13 protein-coding genes are annotated in these 20,499 nt (G+C 37.8%); 9 read left to right on the top strand and 4 right to left on the bottom strand.

Translation table 11 applies throughout. The features are described from left to right. Window positions 1-79 precede the first annotated feature (79 nt). Window positions 80-1,351, bottom strand: a complete 1,272-nt coding sequence (gene hemA, locus ACXACQ_RS01100; RefSeq protein ID WP_474975029.1) for a glutamyl-tRNA reductase — start codon at window positions 1,349-1,351, stop codon at window positions 80-82. Window positions 1,352-1,593: 242 nt separating this feature from the next. Between hemA and ACXACQ_RS01095 the strand changes: the two genes are divergently transcribed. Together ACXACQ_RS01095 and ACXACQ_RS01090 are read left to right on the top strand one after the other, a co-directional pair. Beyond that, entirely contained in the window at window positions 1,594-2,505 is a 912-nt protein-coding gene (locus ACXACQ_RS01095) for a ComEA family DNA-binding protein (RefSeq protein WP_474974070.1), read from the top strand. Between the two features lie 94 nt (window positions 2,506-2,599). After that, on the top strand, window positions 2,600-6,625 hold the full coding sequence (locus tag ACXACQ_RS01090; protein ID WP_474974069.1) for an AAA domain-containing protein: 4,026 nt from the start codon (window positions 2,600-2,602) through the stop codon (window positions 6,623-6,625). A gap of 29 nt (window positions 6,626-6,654) precedes the next feature. On the opposite strand, the gene scpA is transcribed toward ACXACQ_RS01090, so the two are convergent. After that, window positions 6,655-8,787, bottom strand: a complete 2,133-nt coding sequence (gene scpA, locus ACXACQ_RS01085; RefSeq protein ID WP_474974068.1) for a methylmalonyl-CoA mutase — start codon at window positions 8,785-8,787, stop codon at window positions 6,655-6,657. Window positions 8,788-8,810: 23 nt separating this feature from the next. Then, on the bottom strand, window positions 8,811-9,917 hold the full coding sequence (locus ACXACQ_RS01080; RefSeq protein WP_474974067.1) for a methylmalonyl-CoA mutase family protein: 1,107 nt from the start codon (window positions 9,915-9,917) through the stop codon (window positions 8,811-8,813). Between the two features lie 275 nt (window positions 9,918-10,192). On the opposite strand from ACXACQ_RS01080, the gene dnaA reads away from it, so the two are divergent. Continuing rightward, window positions 10,193-11,614, top strand: coding sequence for a chromosomal replication initiator protein DnaA (dnaA, locus tag ACXACQ_RS01075; protein WP_474974066.1), 1,422 nt, complete (start codon window positions 10,193-10,195; stop codon window positions 11,612-11,614). Here the strand turns inward: dnaA and pdxR are convergent. Then, window positions 11,595-13,052 (bottom strand): MocR-like pyridoxine biosynthesis transcription factor PdxR, encoded by a 1,458-nt coding sequence (pdxR, locus tag ACXACQ_RS01070; protein WP_474974065.1) that lies wholly within the window; start codon window positions 13,050-13,052, stop codon window positions 11,595-11,597. The two genes, dnaA and pdxR, sit on opposite strands and share 20 nt — an antisense overlap. A gap of 81 nt (window positions 13,053-13,133) precedes the next feature. Between pdxR and ACXACQ_RS01065 the strand changes: the two genes are divergently transcribed. The 6 genes from ACXACQ_RS01065 to ACXACQ_RS01040 all read left to right on the top strand — a co-directional run bounded on the left by ACXACQ_RS01065 (window position 13,134) and on the right by ACXACQ_RS01040 (window position 20,499). Further along, a complete protein-coding gene (locus tag ACXACQ_RS01065; protein WP_474974064.1) occupies window positions 13,134-13,775 on the top strand; it encodes a pyridoxamine 5'-phosphate oxidase family protein in 642 nt (213 codons plus the stop codon). 293 nt (window positions 13,776-14,068) lie between these two features. Beyond that, window positions 14,069-15,166 carry a fatty acid desaturase family protein gene (locus tag ACXACQ_RS01060; protein WP_474974063.1) on the top strand — a complete coding sequence of 366 codons (1,098 nt, stop codon included), beginning with the start codon at window positions 14,069-14,071 and terminating at the stop codon, window positions 15,164-15,166. Between the two features lie 130 nt (window positions 15,167-15,296). Next, entirely contained in the window at window positions 15,297-17,129 is a 1,833-nt protein-coding gene (locus ACXACQ_RS01055; RefSeq protein WP_474974062.1) for a glycoside hydrolase family 2 protein, read from the top strand. Window positions 17,130-17,203: 74 nt separating this feature from the next. Further along, window positions 17,204-18,739, top strand: coding sequence for a transferase (locus ACXACQ_RS01050; RefSeq protein WP_474974061.1), 1,536 nt, complete (start codon window positions 17,204-17,206; stop codon window positions 18,737-18,739). A gap of 37 nt (window positions 18,740-18,776) precedes the next feature. Then, window positions 18,777-19,460, top strand: coding sequence for an NUDIX hydrolase (locus tag ACXACQ_RS01045; RefSeq protein WP_474974060.1), 684 nt, complete (start codon window positions 18,777-18,779; stop codon window positions 19,458-19,460). A 148-nt stretch (window positions 19,461-19,608) separates the two neighbouring features. Continuing rightward, a complete protein-coding gene (locus tag ACXACQ_RS01040) occupies window positions 19,609-20,499 on the top strand; it encodes an NUDIX domain-containing protein (RefSeq protein ID WP_474974059.1) in 891 nt (296 codons plus the stop codon).

Here is a 20,499-nt window from a genome sequence, read left to right as displayed (position 1 = left end):
ATCTGAGATTAAAAAAAATGAAATAATTATAAACACCTCAAATGTAGAGAGGTATGTTTAGAAATATATGAAGCTTATATTATTTTTTTAGCTCTTCAGATTGCTTTTCAAGATCGAAAAGATCGTTAAGTACATCAATTAAAGTCTCAGCTTCACCACGTTGGCATGCTGCTTTTAATTGTAGTACTGGTAGCTTCATCACTTTTTGCATCATGCTTTTAGTTACCTTATTTACTATGGCAGCTTCTTGTGAGTCAGCATTTTTAATGAACTTAGCCACTTCCTCCTGACGAATATCTTCGAGTGCGTTTTTAAGCTTTTTGATGGTAGGTGATACCATCATTTCTTTTGACCAGTTATTGAACTCGGCAATAGCCTCGTCTATAATCCTTTCTACATCAGGTATGGCAGCTATACGTTTGTTCAGTGCTTCAGAGGTTTTGCTCTGAATGTTGTCTATGTTATATAGTAAGGCGCCAGGCACCTCCTCTATATTCATATCAATGCTGCGAGGTACTGATAGGTCAATAAAGAATTTGAAAGAAAGTATATTGAGCTTTTCTACTATCTCTTTAGTAATAAATGGAGTTTCTGCATATATAGATGAGATAACAACATCTGCATCTTCAATAGCGTCCATTACATTTTCAAAAGGAATGCTCTTATATCCGCACTCGCTGGCCAAAGCCTCAGCCTTAGATGCTGTACGGTTGGTGATGGTTACGTTTTTAAATCTAGAGCCTTCTAAGTTTCTGCATACATCTTTGCCTATCTCACCAAGACCTAAGATAAGTACTCTTGGTTCTATAATTTCTGAAGTAACATCTTCAGCTAATTCTTTAGCAGCATAAGATACAGAAGCAGCCCCATCACGGAAAGGAGTTTCTTGCACTACTCTTTTGTTAGTAAAGAATATGGTGTGCATTAATCTGTGAAGGAAAGGACCAGCCATGTTTTCGTCAGCAGTCCATTGGTAAGCTCTTTTTACTTGATTAGAGATTTGAATGTCTCCTATTACTTGAGCATCTAAGCCCATGGACACTCTGAAAAGATGCTTTACTGATTTTTTGTGGTCATTCTCTTGATCGAAATAACCTTTAATTTCATCAGCAGATAAACCTTTGATTAGTGCTAAGCCTTGCAAAATGGTGTTAGCTTCATCGTTTACGCTTGCGTAATAGACTTCAGTTCTGTTACAGGTTGACAAAATTAATGCATCTGTAGCAGCAGTATAATCCTGAATGAACTTTAAAAGCTTTTTAGCATGACTTTCGTCCAGCGCTAGCTTTTCTCTAGTGTCTAAAGGAGTATTCTTAAATGATAAACCAAGTACTTTAAAACTTTCCTGCATCTCTATCAATTTCACGGCAAATTTAACCAGTTAACCTATACTTTGAAAAACATCAACCTTATTTAGATATTTTTTAAATAAGCACGTTTTCTAGCATCTTCAAATGTACAATGGGCATTGCTTAGGTAAACTGACTTTTGTCAATAAAAGATCCGTTTTTCATCAGTTTACGCATTTATTTTGATTGAGTTTTACTGTAAAAATCGCTATTTTATTATTCTTATAATTAGTTGTAATTACAAATGACTGGTTGGGTAAAGAGAATATTAGGTATATCGCGCCAAGAGGCACGTGGAGTGGTTATTTTGCTGCCATTTACAGTTTTTTGTATGCTGTTGCCTTCGTTGCTGCTAAAGCTTATTTATAATTCTTCTGAATTAAGTGTTGAGTCAAGTCAACTCGATAGTTTGGCAATGGTAATCAATGGTTCTTCGGAGCAAAAAGATGATAAGCAGTTCAAAAATGATCATGAAGCTAAAAAGGTGAGATATTACTCATTTGATCCCAATTTGGTTAAACAAAAAGATTTAGAGGCTTTTGGGTTGAAAGCTTATGTGATTAAAAACTGGTTAAATTACATAGGAAAAGGAGGGCGGTTTAAACAGGTAACTGACATAAAAAGGGTGTATGGACTTACGGAAGCTGATTATAAAAAGCTCAGTCAGTTTGTAGTGTTTAAGGAAATTGATTTTGAACCAAAAATTGAAAGTAAATCACTAAGCCTTGTTAACGATAAAAAGGTGAAGCATGAAATCTTTAACATTAATGAAGCGGATACATCTGACTTAGTGTCTATTAAAGGAATTGGTAAGGTTTATGCCAAACGTATTATTGGTTATAGGAATCTTCTAGGTGGTTTTGTTTCATTAAACCAATTGAGAGAAGTGTACGGTGTGAAAGATAACCCAGAGCTATTAGCCAGACTAGACTCAGTATTGTATGTTGATCGAAGATATCAGCCTAGTAAAATCGATATTAATCATACATCTGAGGCTATTTTAAAAGCGCATCCCTATATAGGCAGAAAGGCAAGGTTTATTGATAGTTATAGGTTTCAGCATGGAGACTTTAAAAGTTCTGATGATCTTTATAAATTAAAAACTTTAGATTCTGCTACTGTCTCGAAAATAACACCTTATATTGTTTTTCGTTAAATGAGATTGTTGAGCATCATCAACAGGTGTTACTATAATATTTATATTCGTTACTTATATTTAGGCTTAATTTTTTAATTCTTGAATCTCTTATATGCACGACCTGCTCAAATCATACCTTAAGCGACTCACTAACTTAACAGGTAATAACAGATCTTTAGTGTTGTTAAGGTTGCCGGCAGAACAATTTATTGATCTGCACGACTTTCAGTTTTTAGTGAAGGAAGGTTCTTTTTCTATTATTGATGCTTTAATAGGAGGCAAGTCATTAAGTTTAGCGCCACAGCTCGATAGCCGTGATGAAGAAGCGAATGTGATGAGTAGAAAGCTGAAACGACTGGTGCGCACCGATAAGTTTATTTATGATGAACGAGGCTCTAAGGATTTATATGTAGGGTGGCCATTTGTGCAGGGTAAATTTGCAGATGGAACAGTGGTGCGATGCCCCCTTTTGTTTTTTCCTGTAGAGGTGGCTTTGGTGCATAATCATTGGAGATTGATACCTCGTAATGATGTAGGTGTGTCTCTAAATAAATCCTTTCTGCTGGGGTATGCTCATTATAATAAGGTGAAAATTCCTGATGAATTAATAGAGCGAAATCTTGAAGACTTTGATACTGATTCTACTGTATTTAGAACTTCGCTTTATCAATTGCTGAAGGAGGCTGATATTGAGCTTAATTTTAACCCTGAGACTTTTGAAGATAAGCTCAATGCATTTGAGATTTTTAGTAAAAAGAATTTTGAAGATCAAAAGAAGAATGGTGAATTAAAATTATTTCCTGAAGCCGTTTTGGGTATTTTCCCTCAAGCAGGATCTTACCTTGTTCCGGATTATAATTATTTGATAGAGCATACTCAGGTTAATGATATAGAGGAGTTTTTTGCAAAGAGGTCACCTTATAAGAATGAAGGAGAAGGTGATGCGGGCCGATTTTTAAGGAGTGTTGAGGAGGAGAAAACTTTCACACCATTTAAGATAGATGCGCATCAGGAAAATGCACTGAAAGCCATAAAGAAAGGTAATAGCATAGTGGTGCAGGGCCCTCCGGGTACTGGTAAGTCGCAGTTGATCTGTAACCTCATAGCTGACCATGTGGCTATAGGTAAAAAGGTGCTGGTGGTCTGTCAAAAACGAGCCGCCTTAGATGTGGTGTATAACCGCATGGGTGAAAAGGATATGACCGACTTCATGGGTTTGGTCCATGATTTTAGAAATGATAGAAAGCCTATATATCATCAAATAGCCAGGCAAATTGATAGAATAGAAGAGTATAAAATTAGGAATAATAGCTTAGACTCCATTCAGCTGGAGCGCAACTTTCTTCAGGTCAGCAGAAGGATAGATCAGATAGCAGAGGAGATGGAGGATTTTAAATTTGCCTTATTTGATGAGTCTGAGTGTGGAGTATCTGTAAAGGAGCTGTACCTCACTTCAGAGATAGAAAAGCCTACCGTAAGTTTAAAGCAAGAATATATCCATTTTCATTTCAATGAAATACCGGCCTTTAAAAATAAACTGAATTTTTATGCGCAGTATGCTGAGAAATTTAATAAAACCGAGTATTCATGGCGTGAGCGTAAATCATTTGAGGCCTTTGGTGTAAGTGATGAGCGTGCTATTGAAGAGGTGCTTCAGGATGTGCCGGCTTATCAGGAAAAGGTGCAGGAGGAACTCTATGGTATTATCGGAGAGCAGCTTTTGTTTGAAGATTGTGAAGCCGTACTGGAGAAGGAGGCTTTGGTCAATGAGATGCTGGAGATTTTAAAAGAACCTCAGACATATGAGTATTTTAGGCATATGATGAGCTATCAGGATGCTGATACCAGTAATTTGTGGCTGTCCAATACTGAGCGTGTACTAATGGAATGCTACCGCGGTGCTGGGCCAGAGGTGACGCTAAAGTCTGAAGATTTAGGGATGTTTCAGGAGGTGCTTCAGAGAAATATGGCTATAAAAAACAATGCTATAAAGCTTGTTTACTGGAATTTATTCTCGAAAGATAAAGCGCTTATTAAAAAGGTGCTGACGTCCAACCACATGAAGGGTAACAAAGAAGGGATGAATCTTCTTGTTGAGAAGGTAGATAATAGGTTGAATCTAGAGCATAATCTCACAAAATTGAAGCAGCGAGATTGGATTACCGGAGTGCCGGAAACCTATGAAAAAGTATTGCTTCAAAACTGGTTTCACCTTCAAAAATTAGCGGTTAAGGCTAAGCTGATCTTTAATTCATTAAGAAATTTTAAGCAATTTTTTAATGTGCAAAAGCTTTCATACCACGAGTTGAAAGAGCGTATAGAAAAAGTTTTTGCCGTGATAAGGCCTATACCTGCCCGTAGGCTGCAATGGCAGTCGTATTTAAGTGCTAAGCAAATACATACGGTGCTTTTATATCCTGAAAGAGTAGATAAAATGCTTACCGTGTTGAAACAGGATTTTGACGCGTTGTGTGAGTATGATAAGCTTCGTAGTGAGTTAACTGCCCAGGAAATACAAGTGATAGATAGGATTATGGAGGCTGATGAGACTATGAGCTCCGAAGCGGTAGAAAGTGTTTTTGATAATAGTATACGTATAGCTTGGATAGAGCATATTGAAACGAAATACCCTATTTTAAGGTCGGTTTCTTCTATGAAATTGCAAAAGTTGGAGGCCGATTTGCAGAATAACGTTAAGGAGAAATTGCTGATTAGTAATGATATGCTATTGCTAAGGGCAAGGGAGAAGACCTATGAAACAGTGGAGTATAATAGGTTGAATAATATGGTTACTTACCGAGATTTACACCATCAGGTGACCAAAAAGAAACGTATTTGGCCTCTTAGAAAGCTAATAGCTGAACATTATGAAGAGCTTTTTAATTTAATGCCATGTTGGCTTGCATCACCGGAATCGGTCTCTGCTATTTTTCCGATGCAAGAGATGTTTGATTTGGTGATTTTTGATGAGGCTTCACAGTGTTTTGTAGAGCGCGGTTTGCCCGCCATGTATAGAGGTAGGCAGGTAGTAGTAGCAGGAGATGATAAGCAGTTGAGACCAAGTGATTTGTATCATGTGAGGTATGAAGAAGATGAGGTGCAGGAGAATGCTGCGCTTGAGGTAGATTCTTTGTTGGAATTGGCAGATCAGCACTTAATGAGTGTGCAGCTTAATGGGCACTATAGAAGTAAGTCACTGGATCTTATAGATTTCTCTAATAGGCATTTTTATGATAACAAATTAAGGTTATTGCCTGATTTTGAAGTGGCTAATGCCAATGAGCCAGCTATAAAATACATTAAGTTAGATGGTGTTTGGGAAAATAACATTAACACCGTAGAGGCTCAAAAAGTAGTGGAATTAATGGTGGATGTGCTTAAAGAGTCTCCGTCAAAGCAAGTGGGGGTGGTAACATTCAATGCACGCCAGCAGCAGCATATTTTAGATTTATTGGAGAATGAGCTGCTTGAAAAGCAGCTGGTGATGCCATCGACTTGGTTTGTTAAGAATATAGAGAATGTTCAGGGAGATGAAACCGATGTCATTATATTTTCTACAGGCTATGCACCTGATGAAGAAGGAAAAATGATGATGCAGTTTGGTAGTTTAAATGCCGTTCATGGTGAAAATAGATTGAATGTAGCCATTACCAGAGCGCGTGAAAAGGTAATAGTTGTAAGCAGTATTATGCCGCAAGAATTGAAAGTGGAGAATACTAAAAATGATGGGCCTAAATTATTGAAGGCTTATTTGGAATACGCGTGGAAAGTTTCTCAAGGGGGCTTTGTTCCAGAGCCTGCTGAAGGTAAAAAGCATCAGGCAGGCTGGTACTTGAAACGTAAACTCATAGCTTGGAATAAAAATAGAGCTGATGAATTTACCTTTGAAGAAGAGTTGCCTTTCGCTGACCTTACCATAAAACAAAATGGTGATTACAAAGGACTTTTGCTTACTGATGATGATCTGTATTACCAAAGTATATCAGTGAAGGATACGCATGTTTATACGCCATTTACATTAGGGAAAAAACACTGGAATGTAAAAGGTATTTATAGTAGAGAGTACTGGCACAATAGGGAACAAGCGCAAGAAACGATTTATCGTTTTATCAATCACTATAATAGTAAAGACGAGTAAATGAAAAAGCAGGCAAGGCCTGCTTTTTTTTAATCTTCTTCTAATAACTTATTGAGAATAGATGTAGCGGCTTCGGTTATAACGGTGCCAGGCCCGAATATTCCAGCCACACCAGCCTGATATAAGAAATCATAATCTTTTGGAGGTATAACCCCACCAACGGTTACTAATATGTCGGCTCTGCCAATTTTTTCAAGTGCTTTAATAAGTTGTGGTATTAAAGTTTTATGACCTGCAGCCAAGCTAGAAGCTCCTATAACGTGAACATCATTTTCTGCAGCCTGTTTGGCTACTTCTTCAGGTGTTTGAAATAAAGGGCCTATGTCTACATCAAAGCCTAAATCAGCAAAGCTGGTAGCGATTACCTTTGCTCCGCGGTCATGCCCATCTTGCCCCATTTTAGCTACCATAATTCTAGGTCTGCGGCCTTCTAGTTCTGCAAACTTGTCTGATAATGCTTTTGTAGTTTTAAACTTGTTGTTCATGCTCAGTTCTTGTGAATATACCCCGGAGATTGACCTAATGGTGGCTTTATGCCTGCCGTAAACCTTTTCCATAGCATCAGAAATTTCTCCTAATGAAGCTCTTTTTTTAGCCGCATCTACTGCAGCTTCTAATAAATTTCCTTCTTCTCCTTTCGCAATGGCAGTTATTTTTTGAAGAGCCAGTTGGGTGGCCTCCTCTTCTCTTTCTTCTCGTAATTGGTTTAGGCGAGCTATCTGCTGTTCCCTTACTCTGGTGTTGTCTACTTCTAGTATGTCAAAGTCTGGGGTATCATCAGTGGTATACCTGTTTACTCCTACAATTACATCTTTACCTGCGTCTATACGTGCTTGCTTTCTTGCTGCGGCTTCCTCTATTCGCATTTTGGGTAAGCCACTTTCTATAGCCTTCGCCATGCCTCCAAGTTCTTCTACCTCTTCAATAAGTTTCCATGCTTTATCTACTAATTCAGAAGTTAAAGACTCTACATAATAAGAGCCTCCCCAAGGGTCTACTACTTTTGTTATGTTAGTCTCTTTTTGTAGATAAAGCTGTGTGTTTCTTGCTATTCTGGCAGAGAAGTCCGTTGGTAAGGCAATGGCTTCGTCAAGGGCATTAGTGTGCAGTGATTGCGTATGGCCAAGTGCTGCAGCCATGGCTTCTATGCAAGTTCTGGTTACATTATTATAAGGGTCTTGTTCCGTTAAGCTCCAACCAGAAGTTTGGCTATGCGTTCTTAGCGCTAAAGATTTTGGGTTTTTAGGATTGAATTGACTGACAATTTTTGCCCATAATAACCTTCCTGCTCTCATTTTTGCTATTTCCATAAAGTGATTCATGCCTATAGCCCAGAAAAACGAAAGTCTGGGGGCAAAATCATCTATGTCCATGCCTGCCTTCAGTCCTGCTCTGATATACTCTAAGCCATCGGCCAAAGTATATGCAAGCTCTATATCGGCAGTGGCACCTGCTTCTTGCATGTGATAGCCGCTGATACTGATAGAGTTAAAGCGAGGCATGTGTTTTGAAGTGTATTCGAAAATATCAGCAATAATCCTCATGGATGGTAAAGGAGGGTATATGTAAGTATTTCTTACCATAAACTCCTTTAATATATCGTTTTGTATGGTGCCGCTCAGTTGCTCAGGTTTAACGCCTTGCTCTTCTGCAGCAGCTATGTAAAAAGCCATAATTGGAAGTACAGCACCATTCATGGTCATAGATACAGACATTTTATCTAGCGGTATCTGATCAAACAATACCTTCATGTCTAGTATTGAATCTATAGCTACTCCAGCTTTTCCTACGTCTCCTGTTACTCTGGGGTGATCGGAATCATAGCCTCTGTGGGTAGCAAGGTCAAATGCCACAGAAAGTCCTTTTTGACCTGCGGCCAGATTTCTTCTGTAAAAGGCGTTGGACTCTTCCGCTGTAGAGAATCCTGCATATTGCCTTACAGTCCAGGGTCTGCCGGCATACATTGTGGAGTAAGGGCCTCTAAGGTAGGGTGGAATACCGGCTGAGAATTCGGTGTGCTCTAATTTTGTAAAATCTTCTTTAGTGTACACCGGCTTTATTTTTATATGCTCAGCAGAAGTCCATGCTGCTTCATTGTTATTTTCCTTGCTACTAGGAGTATATTGATTGTATTTTATGTTTTTAAAATCGGGCCTTGTCATTCAGTAGTGTGCGTTAGTGGTTTCTATAATAGGTTTTGGAATTCGCTCCACGCTGCTTTTGCTAGCTCATCGGTTAATGTTTCAATATAGTAACTGCCCGCTACCGGGTCTGTTGTTTTGTTAAAATAGCTTTCTTCTTTTAGCATAGAGCTAGTGTTTCGGGCTATTCTGTTCATAAAATTGCTTTTAGGATCTTCTGGTTCTACCTCTAGGCTATTGCAGCCTCCTAGAACTGCTGCCATGGCAGAAGTAGTACTTTGTAGCATGTTTGCATGAGGCATATAGGCTTCTTTGTTCCACGCGGGGCTATAGGCATGAATGTGTAGAGTGTGGAGGCTGTAACTGCTACATTCATAAGCATGTGCTACTTGGTAAACCAATTGACGTAACGCTCTCATTTTTGCTATTTCTTCAAAATATTTTTCAGAAAGTTCTACTGAAATAAAAAAGTGGTCAAAAATAGTTTCAACATTATGCCCTGCTGCAAGATTGTAATCAATGACTTTTGTGAGTAAATGTAACGTGCCGGCTATAGACGTAGCTAGTGAATTTGTCACATGTTTTATTTCTATATATTTTAAGTTGGGGTAATTTTTTATATCACTCGGTAAGGCTTCAGCTTTAGAAAATACAAGCGAAGACATTGATTTCTCCGCTGATTTGGACTCGTTAAACCATGTTAATAGTGATGGAATGTGTACCTCCGGATGTGGAGTATTCAAGGAAACATTACAAAACTCAGGTAGTACATCTTTTAGTAATTCTGAAAAGTTTACTCTTTGCGCTTTTTGTACATCCAGTATAATGCCATCGGCTCCATTGTTTAAACTATCCAATATTGTAAGGTTGTTTTCCCTTTCATTACTAACAGATATTTTTTGCATGTTTTGCCAATACCGGATGTCTCCATTAGTATTATTAATGTTAGTTAATTGATTTTGGAAGTAATATTGTGATGAAGGGATGTCGCTATTGTCGTGGTACGGAGATGCTGTTATATTGCTATCTGCCTGCCAAGAGAAGCTTTTAAACGGATTTTCGCCCTTTAAATCCTTAGTAGCTTGCGCCTCCCAGTCCTTTTTGGAATTTTTTTTGAATGAATTGAATAAGTTGTTGCGCTTTTCAGTCATGGGAAATGTAAGTTTACCTTATAAAGTTAATCGATTTTAGATAACTTCAGTATATATGTAGGTTATCATAACAAATAGTGAAAAAATAGGTTAAAGTATACTAGTAAATTAAAAGGGTAAAAGGGGGCTGGCTATGGTGAAGTGAAAAAAATCTTTGCAATACACATAAGACTATCTTTTATGTTCGTGATTTTTTTTACAATTTTGTTACCCTTTTTCTCTGAGAGGAATTAATAAATTTTACCATCTACTTATTAGATAATTAATAATAATACATGCGCTCTGATTGTGAAACAGTATGGGAGGATTGTCTGCGGATAATCAAGGAGAATGTAGCCGAACAGAGTTTCAATACTTGGTTTAGACCTATTATTCCATTAAAGTGTACTGATGATGCTTTGACCATTCAGGTACCTAGCCAGTTTTTTTACGAATGGCTAGAAGAGCATTACGTGCATGTATTGAAAACGGCCATCTCAACTGTAATGGGCCCGCGAGCTCGTTTGGAGTATTCCGTTATTGTAGATAGGGGAAATAGTAATTCATCTCCGTTATCGGTAAACTTACCTAACCGTAATACTGCTACTAACAGGCCTACAGGCAATAAAATGAAGGATGATTACATATCTCCTTTCCATTTGAAGTCAGTAGATTCGTTGTATCAGGAGTCTCAGCTTAACCCCAACAACACTTTTGATTCTTATATAGAAGGTGACTGTAATAGGTTGGCAAGATCAGCAGGGTATGCTGTAGCGCAAAAGCCTGGGGTTACATCATTTAACCCATTAATGTTGTATGGTGGAGTGGGTTTAGGAAAAACGCACTTGGTGCAGGCTATTGGTAATGAGATTAAAAACAACCTTGGCGGTAGCTTTGTGTTGTATGTTTCTTCAGAGAAATTTACCAACCAGTTTATTGATGCACTGAGAAATAACAAGGTGCAGGAGTTTCAAAATTACTACATGCAAGTAGATATTTTGATTATAGATGATGTTCAATTCCTGGCAGGTAAAGAAAAGACTCAAGAAATATTCTTCCATATATTTAATCACTTACATCAGGCTGGTAAGCAAATTGTGATGACAAGTGATTGTCCTCCTCGTGATTTAAAAGGCTTGCAAGAGCGTCTTTTAAGTAGGTTTAAGTGGGGGTTGACGGCAGATCTACAGCAGCCTGACTATGAAACAAGGGTGGCTATTATTCAGCGTAAAATGCAGTCTGATGGAATTTATATTCCTGAAAATGTAATTGAATATTTAGCTTATAGTGTAGATACCAATATCAGGGAGCTAGAAGGAGTATTAATTTCTTTGATAGCTCATGCCTCACTAAATAGAGTGGATATTGATTTGGAACTAGCAAAGCAGACGCTTAAGAATATTGTGCAAGATATCGAAACGGAAGTAGGTATTGATTATATTCAGAAGACTGTAAGCGAGTATTTTAAAGTTGATATTGAAGCGCTGAAAGATAAAATCAGGAAAAAAGAAATAGTGATAGCACGCCAGGTTGCTATGTATTTTAGTAAAGAATACACTAATCTGTCGTTAAAATCGATAGGGTATCACTTTGGTGGTAGAGATCATAGTACAGTAATACACGCGGTGCAGTCAGTAAATGATATGATGGATACCAATGCGGCTTTCAAAGCTCAGGTAGAGGAGCTTAAGAAGAAGCTTAAGATGAGAGCAATTTAAGGCTTTCATCTGCTATAATATTTATGGCATATTCTATTTCTCTTTCATTTAACGATGCAAACCCAAGTCTCAGGAAGTTTCCTTTTCTATGGTAGCTTTTATTGGTATTGAGGTAAAGTCCGCTTTTTAGGCAATTGTCATGAAGCTGGTGTATATCTATATTTTTAAAATCTACCCATACGGCCATCCCTCCTTCTGGTATTTCGAATAGTATGTGATGATTCAATTTTTCTTTGAGTAGAGAGCAAAAGAGGTTTCTTCTGCTTTTGTATTCCCTTACCACCTTTTTTAGATGTCTGTTAAGTTCTCCACTGGTAATGCTTTCTGCTACGGCCCTTTCCATAATGGCATCACCTTGCCGATCTATTATTCTTCTCAAGCGTCCTATCTGGTCTATTATTGCTCTGTCAGCCACTACATAGCCTACTCTAATAGAGGGGGCGAAAATTTTGCTAAAAGAACCTATGTAGGCAACTCTGCCTTGGTGAGGTAAACTGGCTAAAGGTAAGATGGGACTACTGTTATAATGAAAATCATAATCATAATCATCTTCAATGATAGTGAAATTGTATTTTAAGCTAAGTTGTAGCAGTGCTATTCTTTTTACGCTTGATAGTGTTACGGTGGTAGGGAAATTATGGTGCGGAGTAATATAAACTGCTTGTACGTTTTTGATTTTGCATGCCTTTTCTAATGAGTTTATGCATATACCGTCATGCTGAACGGGTATATGATAAATTTCACCTTCATTGAAGGTAATGCACCATTCTGAGGCGTCATAATTAAAGTTGGCTACTACTACGGTAGCGCCTTTGCTGATTAATAAATTACTAAGTAGAAATATGCCCATCTGGCTTCCTCTTGTGATGAGAATATTTTCTTTGGAACAACTGATTCCTCTCGTTTCTGACAAGTACTTGGCTAATTCATTCCTTAATTTGATATCACCTCTAAAATCATCATACTTTAATAATGGCTTGCCATAGTTACTTTTGCTGATGGCTCTACATTCTTTGTATAGCCAGTCTGTGGGAGCAAGCCTATGATCAGGACTGCCATCATTTACCTGTATTTGTGGTTGGGTAGTGAAATCGGGTATGTAATCAAAACATGGAGGAATGACATGCTCTGTGCTTTTGAGGTTTAAATCTTGGTTAGCTAGAGGTATCAGTTTTTGTTTAGGGAGGTTTTTATTTACAAATGTCCCTTTGGAGGGGAGGGAGGTGAGCCACCCTTGTGCTATAAGTTCATCATAAGCATTGATGACGGTTTTTCTATTGAGGCTTAATAATTCGCTCATTTTTCTCGTTCCAGGTAAGGGAGTGCCTGGAGGTAGCTTGCCTTCGGAGATTAAATTGATGATCTGATTACAGATTTGTAAGTAAGTAGGATGATTGACTTTACTATTAATTTCAATAGATGTTTTCCATGGGAACATACCGGACCATTAATTAAATGAAAATTGGATCCTTAAGATACTCCGGGTGAGCTTTAAATTCACCAAAAAAAAGAAATTATTATGAGTGAATATCCTGTTGATGCCCGTAACCAAGTAAAGAGAGTGCCTAATAGGGGGCATTACGATAAAGCAACGGTATACAGTATTTTGGATGATGCTTTTATTTGTCATGTGAGTTTTGTAGCAAGTGGTCAGCCCTTTATGATACCGACTTTATATGGTAGGGAAGGAGATAAAATATATATTCATGGGGCTACTACAAGTAGAATGATCAAGAATCTTGAACAAGGGATACCTGTTAGTTTAGCCGTAACTCATGTGGATGGCTTAGTGTTGGCTAAGTCGGCTTTTCATCATTCTGCTAATTATAGGTCTGTGGTGGTTTTTGGTACAGCTAAGGAGGTTAGTGCTGAAGAAAAAGAGCGTGCGTTGAAAATAATATCAGATAATGCATTGGCAGGTCGATGGGAGGAAGTGAGGCGGCCCAATGACAAAGAATTGAAGGCTACCTCAGTTTTAGCCATTCACATAGAGCAGGCTTCAGCTAAAATTAGAGAAGGAGGACCAAGCGATGATAAGGTGGATGAGGAGCTCGATATATGGTCTGGAGTATTGCCTTTTGAGCAGAATATTGGGGAATTGCAACCCGCAGAAGATAATAGAGAAATTCCAGCATCGCTTCGCGCAATTTTGAAAAAGTAACGTTTGCAATAATATATTTTCAGAAGAGTGTAAATAAATGAAGGTCTTTAGGCGTTAGAGAAGTAAATGAGCCTTAAATCGGTTCGTTGAAACAATAAAAGGCATAAAAAGTTTTCTGGGCTGCCTGATAAATCTTACATTTAAGCAAGTCGACTATAGTATTAAGATTTTTTAAATGCATATTGGCTGGTATTTTTTGCGCTAAATATTGGCTCTACCAGCAATCACTTTTATATCAATATATTATCTTAAGCTAATAGTGCTATGCTAGACACACATAAATACACTCATATATGAAAATTAAATTTAATGGACGAAAACGCCCCGGATTTTATGCAGAAGTCCGGAAGGAGGTAGACCTTTACTTTAAGGAAAACCAAATAAGTAAGCATGCCAATGCTGAAATGGTATTCAAAACAGTGCTTTTTTTATCGTTGCTTTTTGGGTTGTATCTACTAATAGTGTTTGGAGGATTTAATATGTGGGTAAACTTGGGGCTGGCAGTACTGTTAGGAATGGTCCAGGCTTTTATAGGCTTCAACGTATGTCATGATGCTATTCATGGCTCTTACTCTTCTAGTAGAAAAGTGAACGGTATACTAAGTCTTAGCTTTAATTTGATAGGAGCTAATGCTTATGTTTGGAAGGTGACTCACAATCAGGTGCACCATACTTACACTAATATTCCAGGGCATGATGAGGACCTTGATGTGGCGCCTGGCTTAGTGCGCTTGTCTCCACAAGAAGAAATGAAAGGTATTATGAAATACCAACATTTTTATGCTTTTTTCCTGTATGGATTAGCTTCTTTGTCGTGGGTATTTAGAAAAGATTATATTAAGTTTTTTCAAAAAACTATAGGGCATACAGAAAACACTAACCATCCAAAATCAGAGTATTTTAACTTGTTTTTCTTTAAGATACTCTATTACGCTCTTTTTATAGTGGTGCCTTTGGTAGTGATGGATATTGCTTGGTGGCAATTTGTAATAGGCTTTTTGTGCATGCACTGGGCAGAGGGGTTAGTGTTAGGGCTTGTGTTTCAGTTAGCGCACGTAGTGGAAGGTACTTCTTTTCCTGAGCCAGAAATGGACGGGCAGGTGGATGAGTGCTGGGCAATACATCAAATGATGACCACTGCTAACTTTTCTAGAAAGAGCTATATGGCAAAGTTTCTATGCGGAGGGTTAAATTTTCAGGTAGAACATCATTTATTCCCTAATATTTGCCATGTACATTATCCAATCATATCTAATATTGTGAAGAAGGTTGCTGAAAAGCATGATGTGCCTTATCATGAAAATGAAACATTTACAGGAGCTTTGGCTTCGCATTATAGAATGCTGAGAAAATTTGGTAAAGAGTCTTATATGACTCCTGCTGTATCGTAACAGATAGACATTTATAAGTTGAAAAGCCGATCCATTAGGGTCGGCTTTTTTTGTGGTATACTCCTCTGTATTTCAATTGATGGTTGTGTGGATAATGTGTAGTTTTAAAAGGAATAAACACGCAGCTACCATGAAAAAATTAACTTTCTGCTTATGTCTGTTTCTAGGGCATATATCTTACGGGCAAACTACTTTACTTCAAAATTCATATTCTAGAAATGTAACCAGTCTCAATGGGCTATGGCATTATATTGTGGACCCTTATGAAAATGGGTTTTATAACTATCGTTATGAGCCATTTGAGGAACAGGGTAACCCGGGAAAATCGGCCTTTTTTATGAATGCCGTGGCAGAAAATAAATCTGAATTAGTAGAGTATAACTTTGATAAATCTCCCACTATGCTTGTGCCTGGTGATTGGAATACTCAAAGTGATAAGCTTTACTACTATGAAGGTACAGTGTGGTATAAAAAATCATTTGATTATAATATAAAACAGCAAGGAAATCATGTTTTTCTTCGTTTTGAGGCTGTAAACTATCAAGCAGATGTCTACTTAAATGGTAAAAAACTAGGTAGGCATATAGGAGGGTTTACGCCATTTGAATATGAAGTGACCTCTAGTCTTAAGCCTAAGAATAATTTTTTGGTGGTAAAAGTTGATAATAAGCGTAAACGAGAAGGGGTGCCAACGTTAAATACCGATTGGTGGAATTATGGCGGAATAACAAGAAGTGTGAGTTTGGTGGAAGTTCCTAAAACTTACGTAGAGGACTATGGTGTGCAGTTAGCAACAGTAAATAATAAATTAATTACAGGATTTGTAAAAGTTAATGGCAGTGAGGTAAAAGGAGCTGAAATAACACTGGAAATACCTGAATTAAGAATATCTCAGAAGATGAGAGCTGATGAAAATGGTAAAGCAGCTTTTGAAGTAAAGCAAAGTAAGATTACTTATTGGAGCCCTGAAAATCCGAAATTGTATGCTGTAAATATTACCGTGGGAGGTGACGAAATAGCCGATAAAATAGGCTTTAGAACAATATCTACAGAAGGAACGTCCATTTTATTGAATGGAAAACCTGTTTTTTTACGAGGAATTAGTATTCATGAAGAAAGTCCTTTTAGGGATGGTAGAGCATATACCGAGGCTGATGCTGAGCAGCTGCTTCTTTGGGCTAAAGAGTTGGGTTGTAATTATGTGAGGTTGGCGCATTACCCCCACAGTGAGCATATGGTAAGGCTGGCCGATAAGCTTGGTATATTGGTTTGGGAAGAGAATCCTGTTTATTGGACTATAGATTGGGAGAATGAAGCTACGTATCGTAATGCAGAAAGCCAACTGAGCGAAGTGATGAGTCGTGATAAAAATAGAGCTTCTGTAATAATATGGTCTATGGCTAATGAAACGCCAAACAGTAAGGCTAGGAACGAATTTTTGGGTAGGCTGGCGGCTTATACTAAAAGTCATGATAAGACACGCCTTATTAGTGCAGCCTTGGAGCAAAGTAATTATCAAGGAAAGCCTAATGTAAAAACTATAGATGACCCGTATGCCGAGGTGGTAGATATATTAAGTTTTAATCAGTACACCGGATGGTATGGAGGTACGCCAGAGTTGGCCGCACAGACGCAATGGCACATTACTCAGAATAAGCCTGTAATGATATCGGAGTTTGGTGCTGGTGCTAAGTACGGCCTGCATGGAGATAAAACCGAACGTTGGACTGAGGAGTATCAGGCTTATCTTTATGAAGAAACTTTAAAGATGATCTCTAAAATAGGTCAGCTACAAGGGCTTTCTCCTTGGATACTAGTTGATTTCAGATCTCCGCGAAGGGTGTTGCCCGAAGTTCAGGATGATTATAATAGAAAGGGATTAATTTCTGAAGACGGTAATAAGAAAATGGCATTTTATATACTTCAGCGGTATTACAATGAAAAGTCTGTCCAAAATAAATAACTGTCATTGGAAAGATACCGTAGGTATTAAAGAGTGATTCTCAACCTTATTTTTTTATTAATTAATTACCAATTATGTATTTACTTTTTCCTGGGCGTCATCATTTGATGACGAGTTTCCAATATCGCTATATCACTGAGCTTTTACAGAATAATAACACTATTGAAGGGGTGGTTTTTGCTGTCACCAGTTCAAATCATAGTGGTACCAAGAGAAACCCGATACCGTTTTATCTTAGAGCAATGATGCTTCAGGAGTTTTGCAAAAATTTGGCTATGCCTACTTATGTGTATGGAATAGATGATGTGGGTGTTCTTGAAAATTTTGCCTCTTACACCTTAAAGCAAATAAAGCATCAAAGTGATGGGGTGCTGGATCTTACTCCTGACAATTGTGAATTAATATGTTCTACTGCGGTAATGAAAATGTATCAGGAATTAGACTTCAAAATACACACTGCTGAGTGGGATGAGCATGATAATACTTTTACTGAAGATTTACCTTGGGGCTTAGTAGAGGCAGTTGCCGCGGATGTTAATTGGCAAGATAATGAAGAGCTATCTGGTAAGTTGCACGATGCTACTAAAAAAATCTGGTGTACTTATAAGTTGGCTGAGCGAGTGCGTAATATTCTTTCTGATCCTATTATTAGTGAAGATGGAGACTTAACAGAGTCAAGAGATTATACTTCTTATGTTCGGCAAATGGATGAGATAGCTAATTTGAAATACAAAGAAACAGCCCCATTTATAGAAGGAGGTATAATCGGAGATATTGGTTGTGCTGTAGGGTCATGGATAAAGCAGGCCAGTGAAGATGCTAAGCTACGAGAGTCTGATTTTTATGGCATTGAATTGGCCAGGCAGCTGTTTGAGATTTGTAATCAGAGAAAGTTAAACGGTGAATTTGGTAACCCTAATGTGTTTTTTGCTCAGAAAAATGCAGTGAGCTCATTGGTTTTTGATCGTGGTGTAATGAGCACAATACACACCAGCTCCCTTACGCACGAAATAGAATCTTACGGCAGCAGAACAGATTTGCTAAGCTTTATTCAAAACCGTTATGAAGAATTGAAGTTTGGTGGTGTGTGGATCAATAGAGATGTAATTGGCCCTGAAGATGGAGAGCGTAAAGTGCTGATGAAGCTGATTGACACTGATGGTGAAAATGATAATTGGGATAAAGCCATAGGTGATCAGCAGGAATTGGCTGATTACTTGAATAACCTCTCCACTAAAGCTCGTTTTTACAGATTTGTATCCGATTTTAGAAAGCATGAGAATGACCCTATAGCTTACGAGGAAATTGAGCGTGATGGTGACATATATTTTGTGGTAAAATATAAAGATGCTGCAGAGTTTATGCTTACTAAAGATTACACTGATAATTGGCATAGTGAAATGCACGAACGTTTTTGCTTCTGGAGTTTTAGTGATTGGAAAAATGCATTGGAAAATGTAGGCTTTGCTGTAGATATGGCTTCTAATGCTTATACCAATCCATGGATATCCGAAAACAGATTTAAGAATAAGGTGGAGTTGTTTGACTATGACCTGAAAGCAGTAGCAGAGCCACCAACAAATGCATTGATCATAGCAAGAAAGATGTGATTTGTGTTAAAATTACATTAATATGTATCTTTGAACTATGGTGTTACAGGATATTAAGCTTTCGGTAGATGCAGTGGTTTTTGGATATACTTCAACTGAAGGGCTCTCAGTATTGTTGATTAAACGGTCGTTAGAGCCTTATCAGGGAGATTGGGCATTGCCAGGAGGCTTGGTTCATAATGATGAAACGCTAGAAGAGGCCGTAGAAAGAGAGTTGAAGGAGGAGACAAATGTCGAGATCAATTACTTGGAACAACTCTATAGTTTTGGTGCTATTGGAAGAGACCCTAGAAATAGGGTAGTGTCCATTGCTTATTATGGGTTAGTAAAACCACAGGCGTTTGAGCTGGAGGCAGATACTGATGCTGATGATGTAGCATGGTTTAAGGTGAGCGAATTGCCTCAGTTGGCTTTTGATCATGATAAAATTATAAATGTAGCCCTTGATAGGCTGAGAGGTAAAATCACTTATGAACCGGTAGGGTTTGAGCTGTTGGATAAAAAATTTCCTTTTAGCGAACTGGAAAAGCTTTATAGTACTGTGCTAGGCAGACCTGTGGATAGGAGAAATTTTAAAAAGAAAATTTTAAAATTCGGCTTCCTAGAGGAGACTTCGGAAAAACAAGTTCTTGCAGGAGCAGGAAGACCCGGAAATTTGTTTCGATTTAATGAAGATAAATACTTTCAACTCAAAAAGGAAGGAATAAACTTTGAAGTGTGATGAGGAGAAATCATACTTAAATGGCTCTAATTGAGCCTTTTTTTATATTTAATTCAATTTGTGTAAAAATAACATTAATTTTATTGAGAAATAATTTGTGTTATTAAAACGCATATTTATATTTGTGTAACAATAACGCAAATATAAAATGAATACAGCAGTAATTGTAGCCCGATTTCAGACGCCTTATTTGCATGAAGGCCATAAAGATTTAATCAATCAAGTAACTGAGAAGCATAAGAAGCTCATTATTGTTTTGGGCATGAGCCCGGTGTCAGGTCGAAGAAACCCTTTCGATTTTTATACAAGAGAAAGAATGATCAAAAAAGAATATCCAAATGCAGTGGTTTTACCATTGGGTGATCATCCTTCTGATAAGCAATGGTCTAAAAATCTTGATGAACTTCTTTCTGCGGCCTTTCCTACTGAGCGTTTCGTTTTGTATGGTAGCAGAGATAGTTTTATTCCATATTATTCTGGTGTTTATAAGACGGTAAACTTAACTGAGCATGGTGAGTTTAATGCTACCACTTTGCGCAATGAGCATGCTGATTTAGTCTTGGATTCGCCAGATTTTAGAGCTGGTATATTGTATGCATTGGCGCACCAATATGATAAAGTATATCCTACAGTAGACATTGCCATGTTTAGAGATAGTAAAAAAGAAATATTACTCGCCAGAAAATCTACCAGTGAGCAATGGAGGTTAATCGGTGGTTTTGCCGATCCTGAAGATGATAATTTTGCTTGTGCCGCCAAAAGGGAACTTATAGAAGAATGTGGAGAAGTAGTGGTGAGTGAGATGCAATACGAAACTTCATCAAAAATTGATGATTGGCGGTATCGCCCAGAGGTAGATAAGATTATTACTACGCTTTTTAGTTGTGACATGAGCTCTGGAGCACTCCAGGCTCAGGATGACATTGAAGAGGTGAAGTGGTTCAGGGTTTCAGAACTGCCACTAATGCTTAAAAGCAGTCAATTAAGTGCGGAGCATCATGTGCTTTACAATCACCTCATTAATAAATATAATCACTGA

It is taken from the genome of Fulvivirga sp. AWR4_260, from assembly GCF_056158185.1.
The sequence above is the reverse complement of the archived record's forward strand: the minus strand, read 5'-3'. Positions and strand labels throughout refer to the sequence as shown.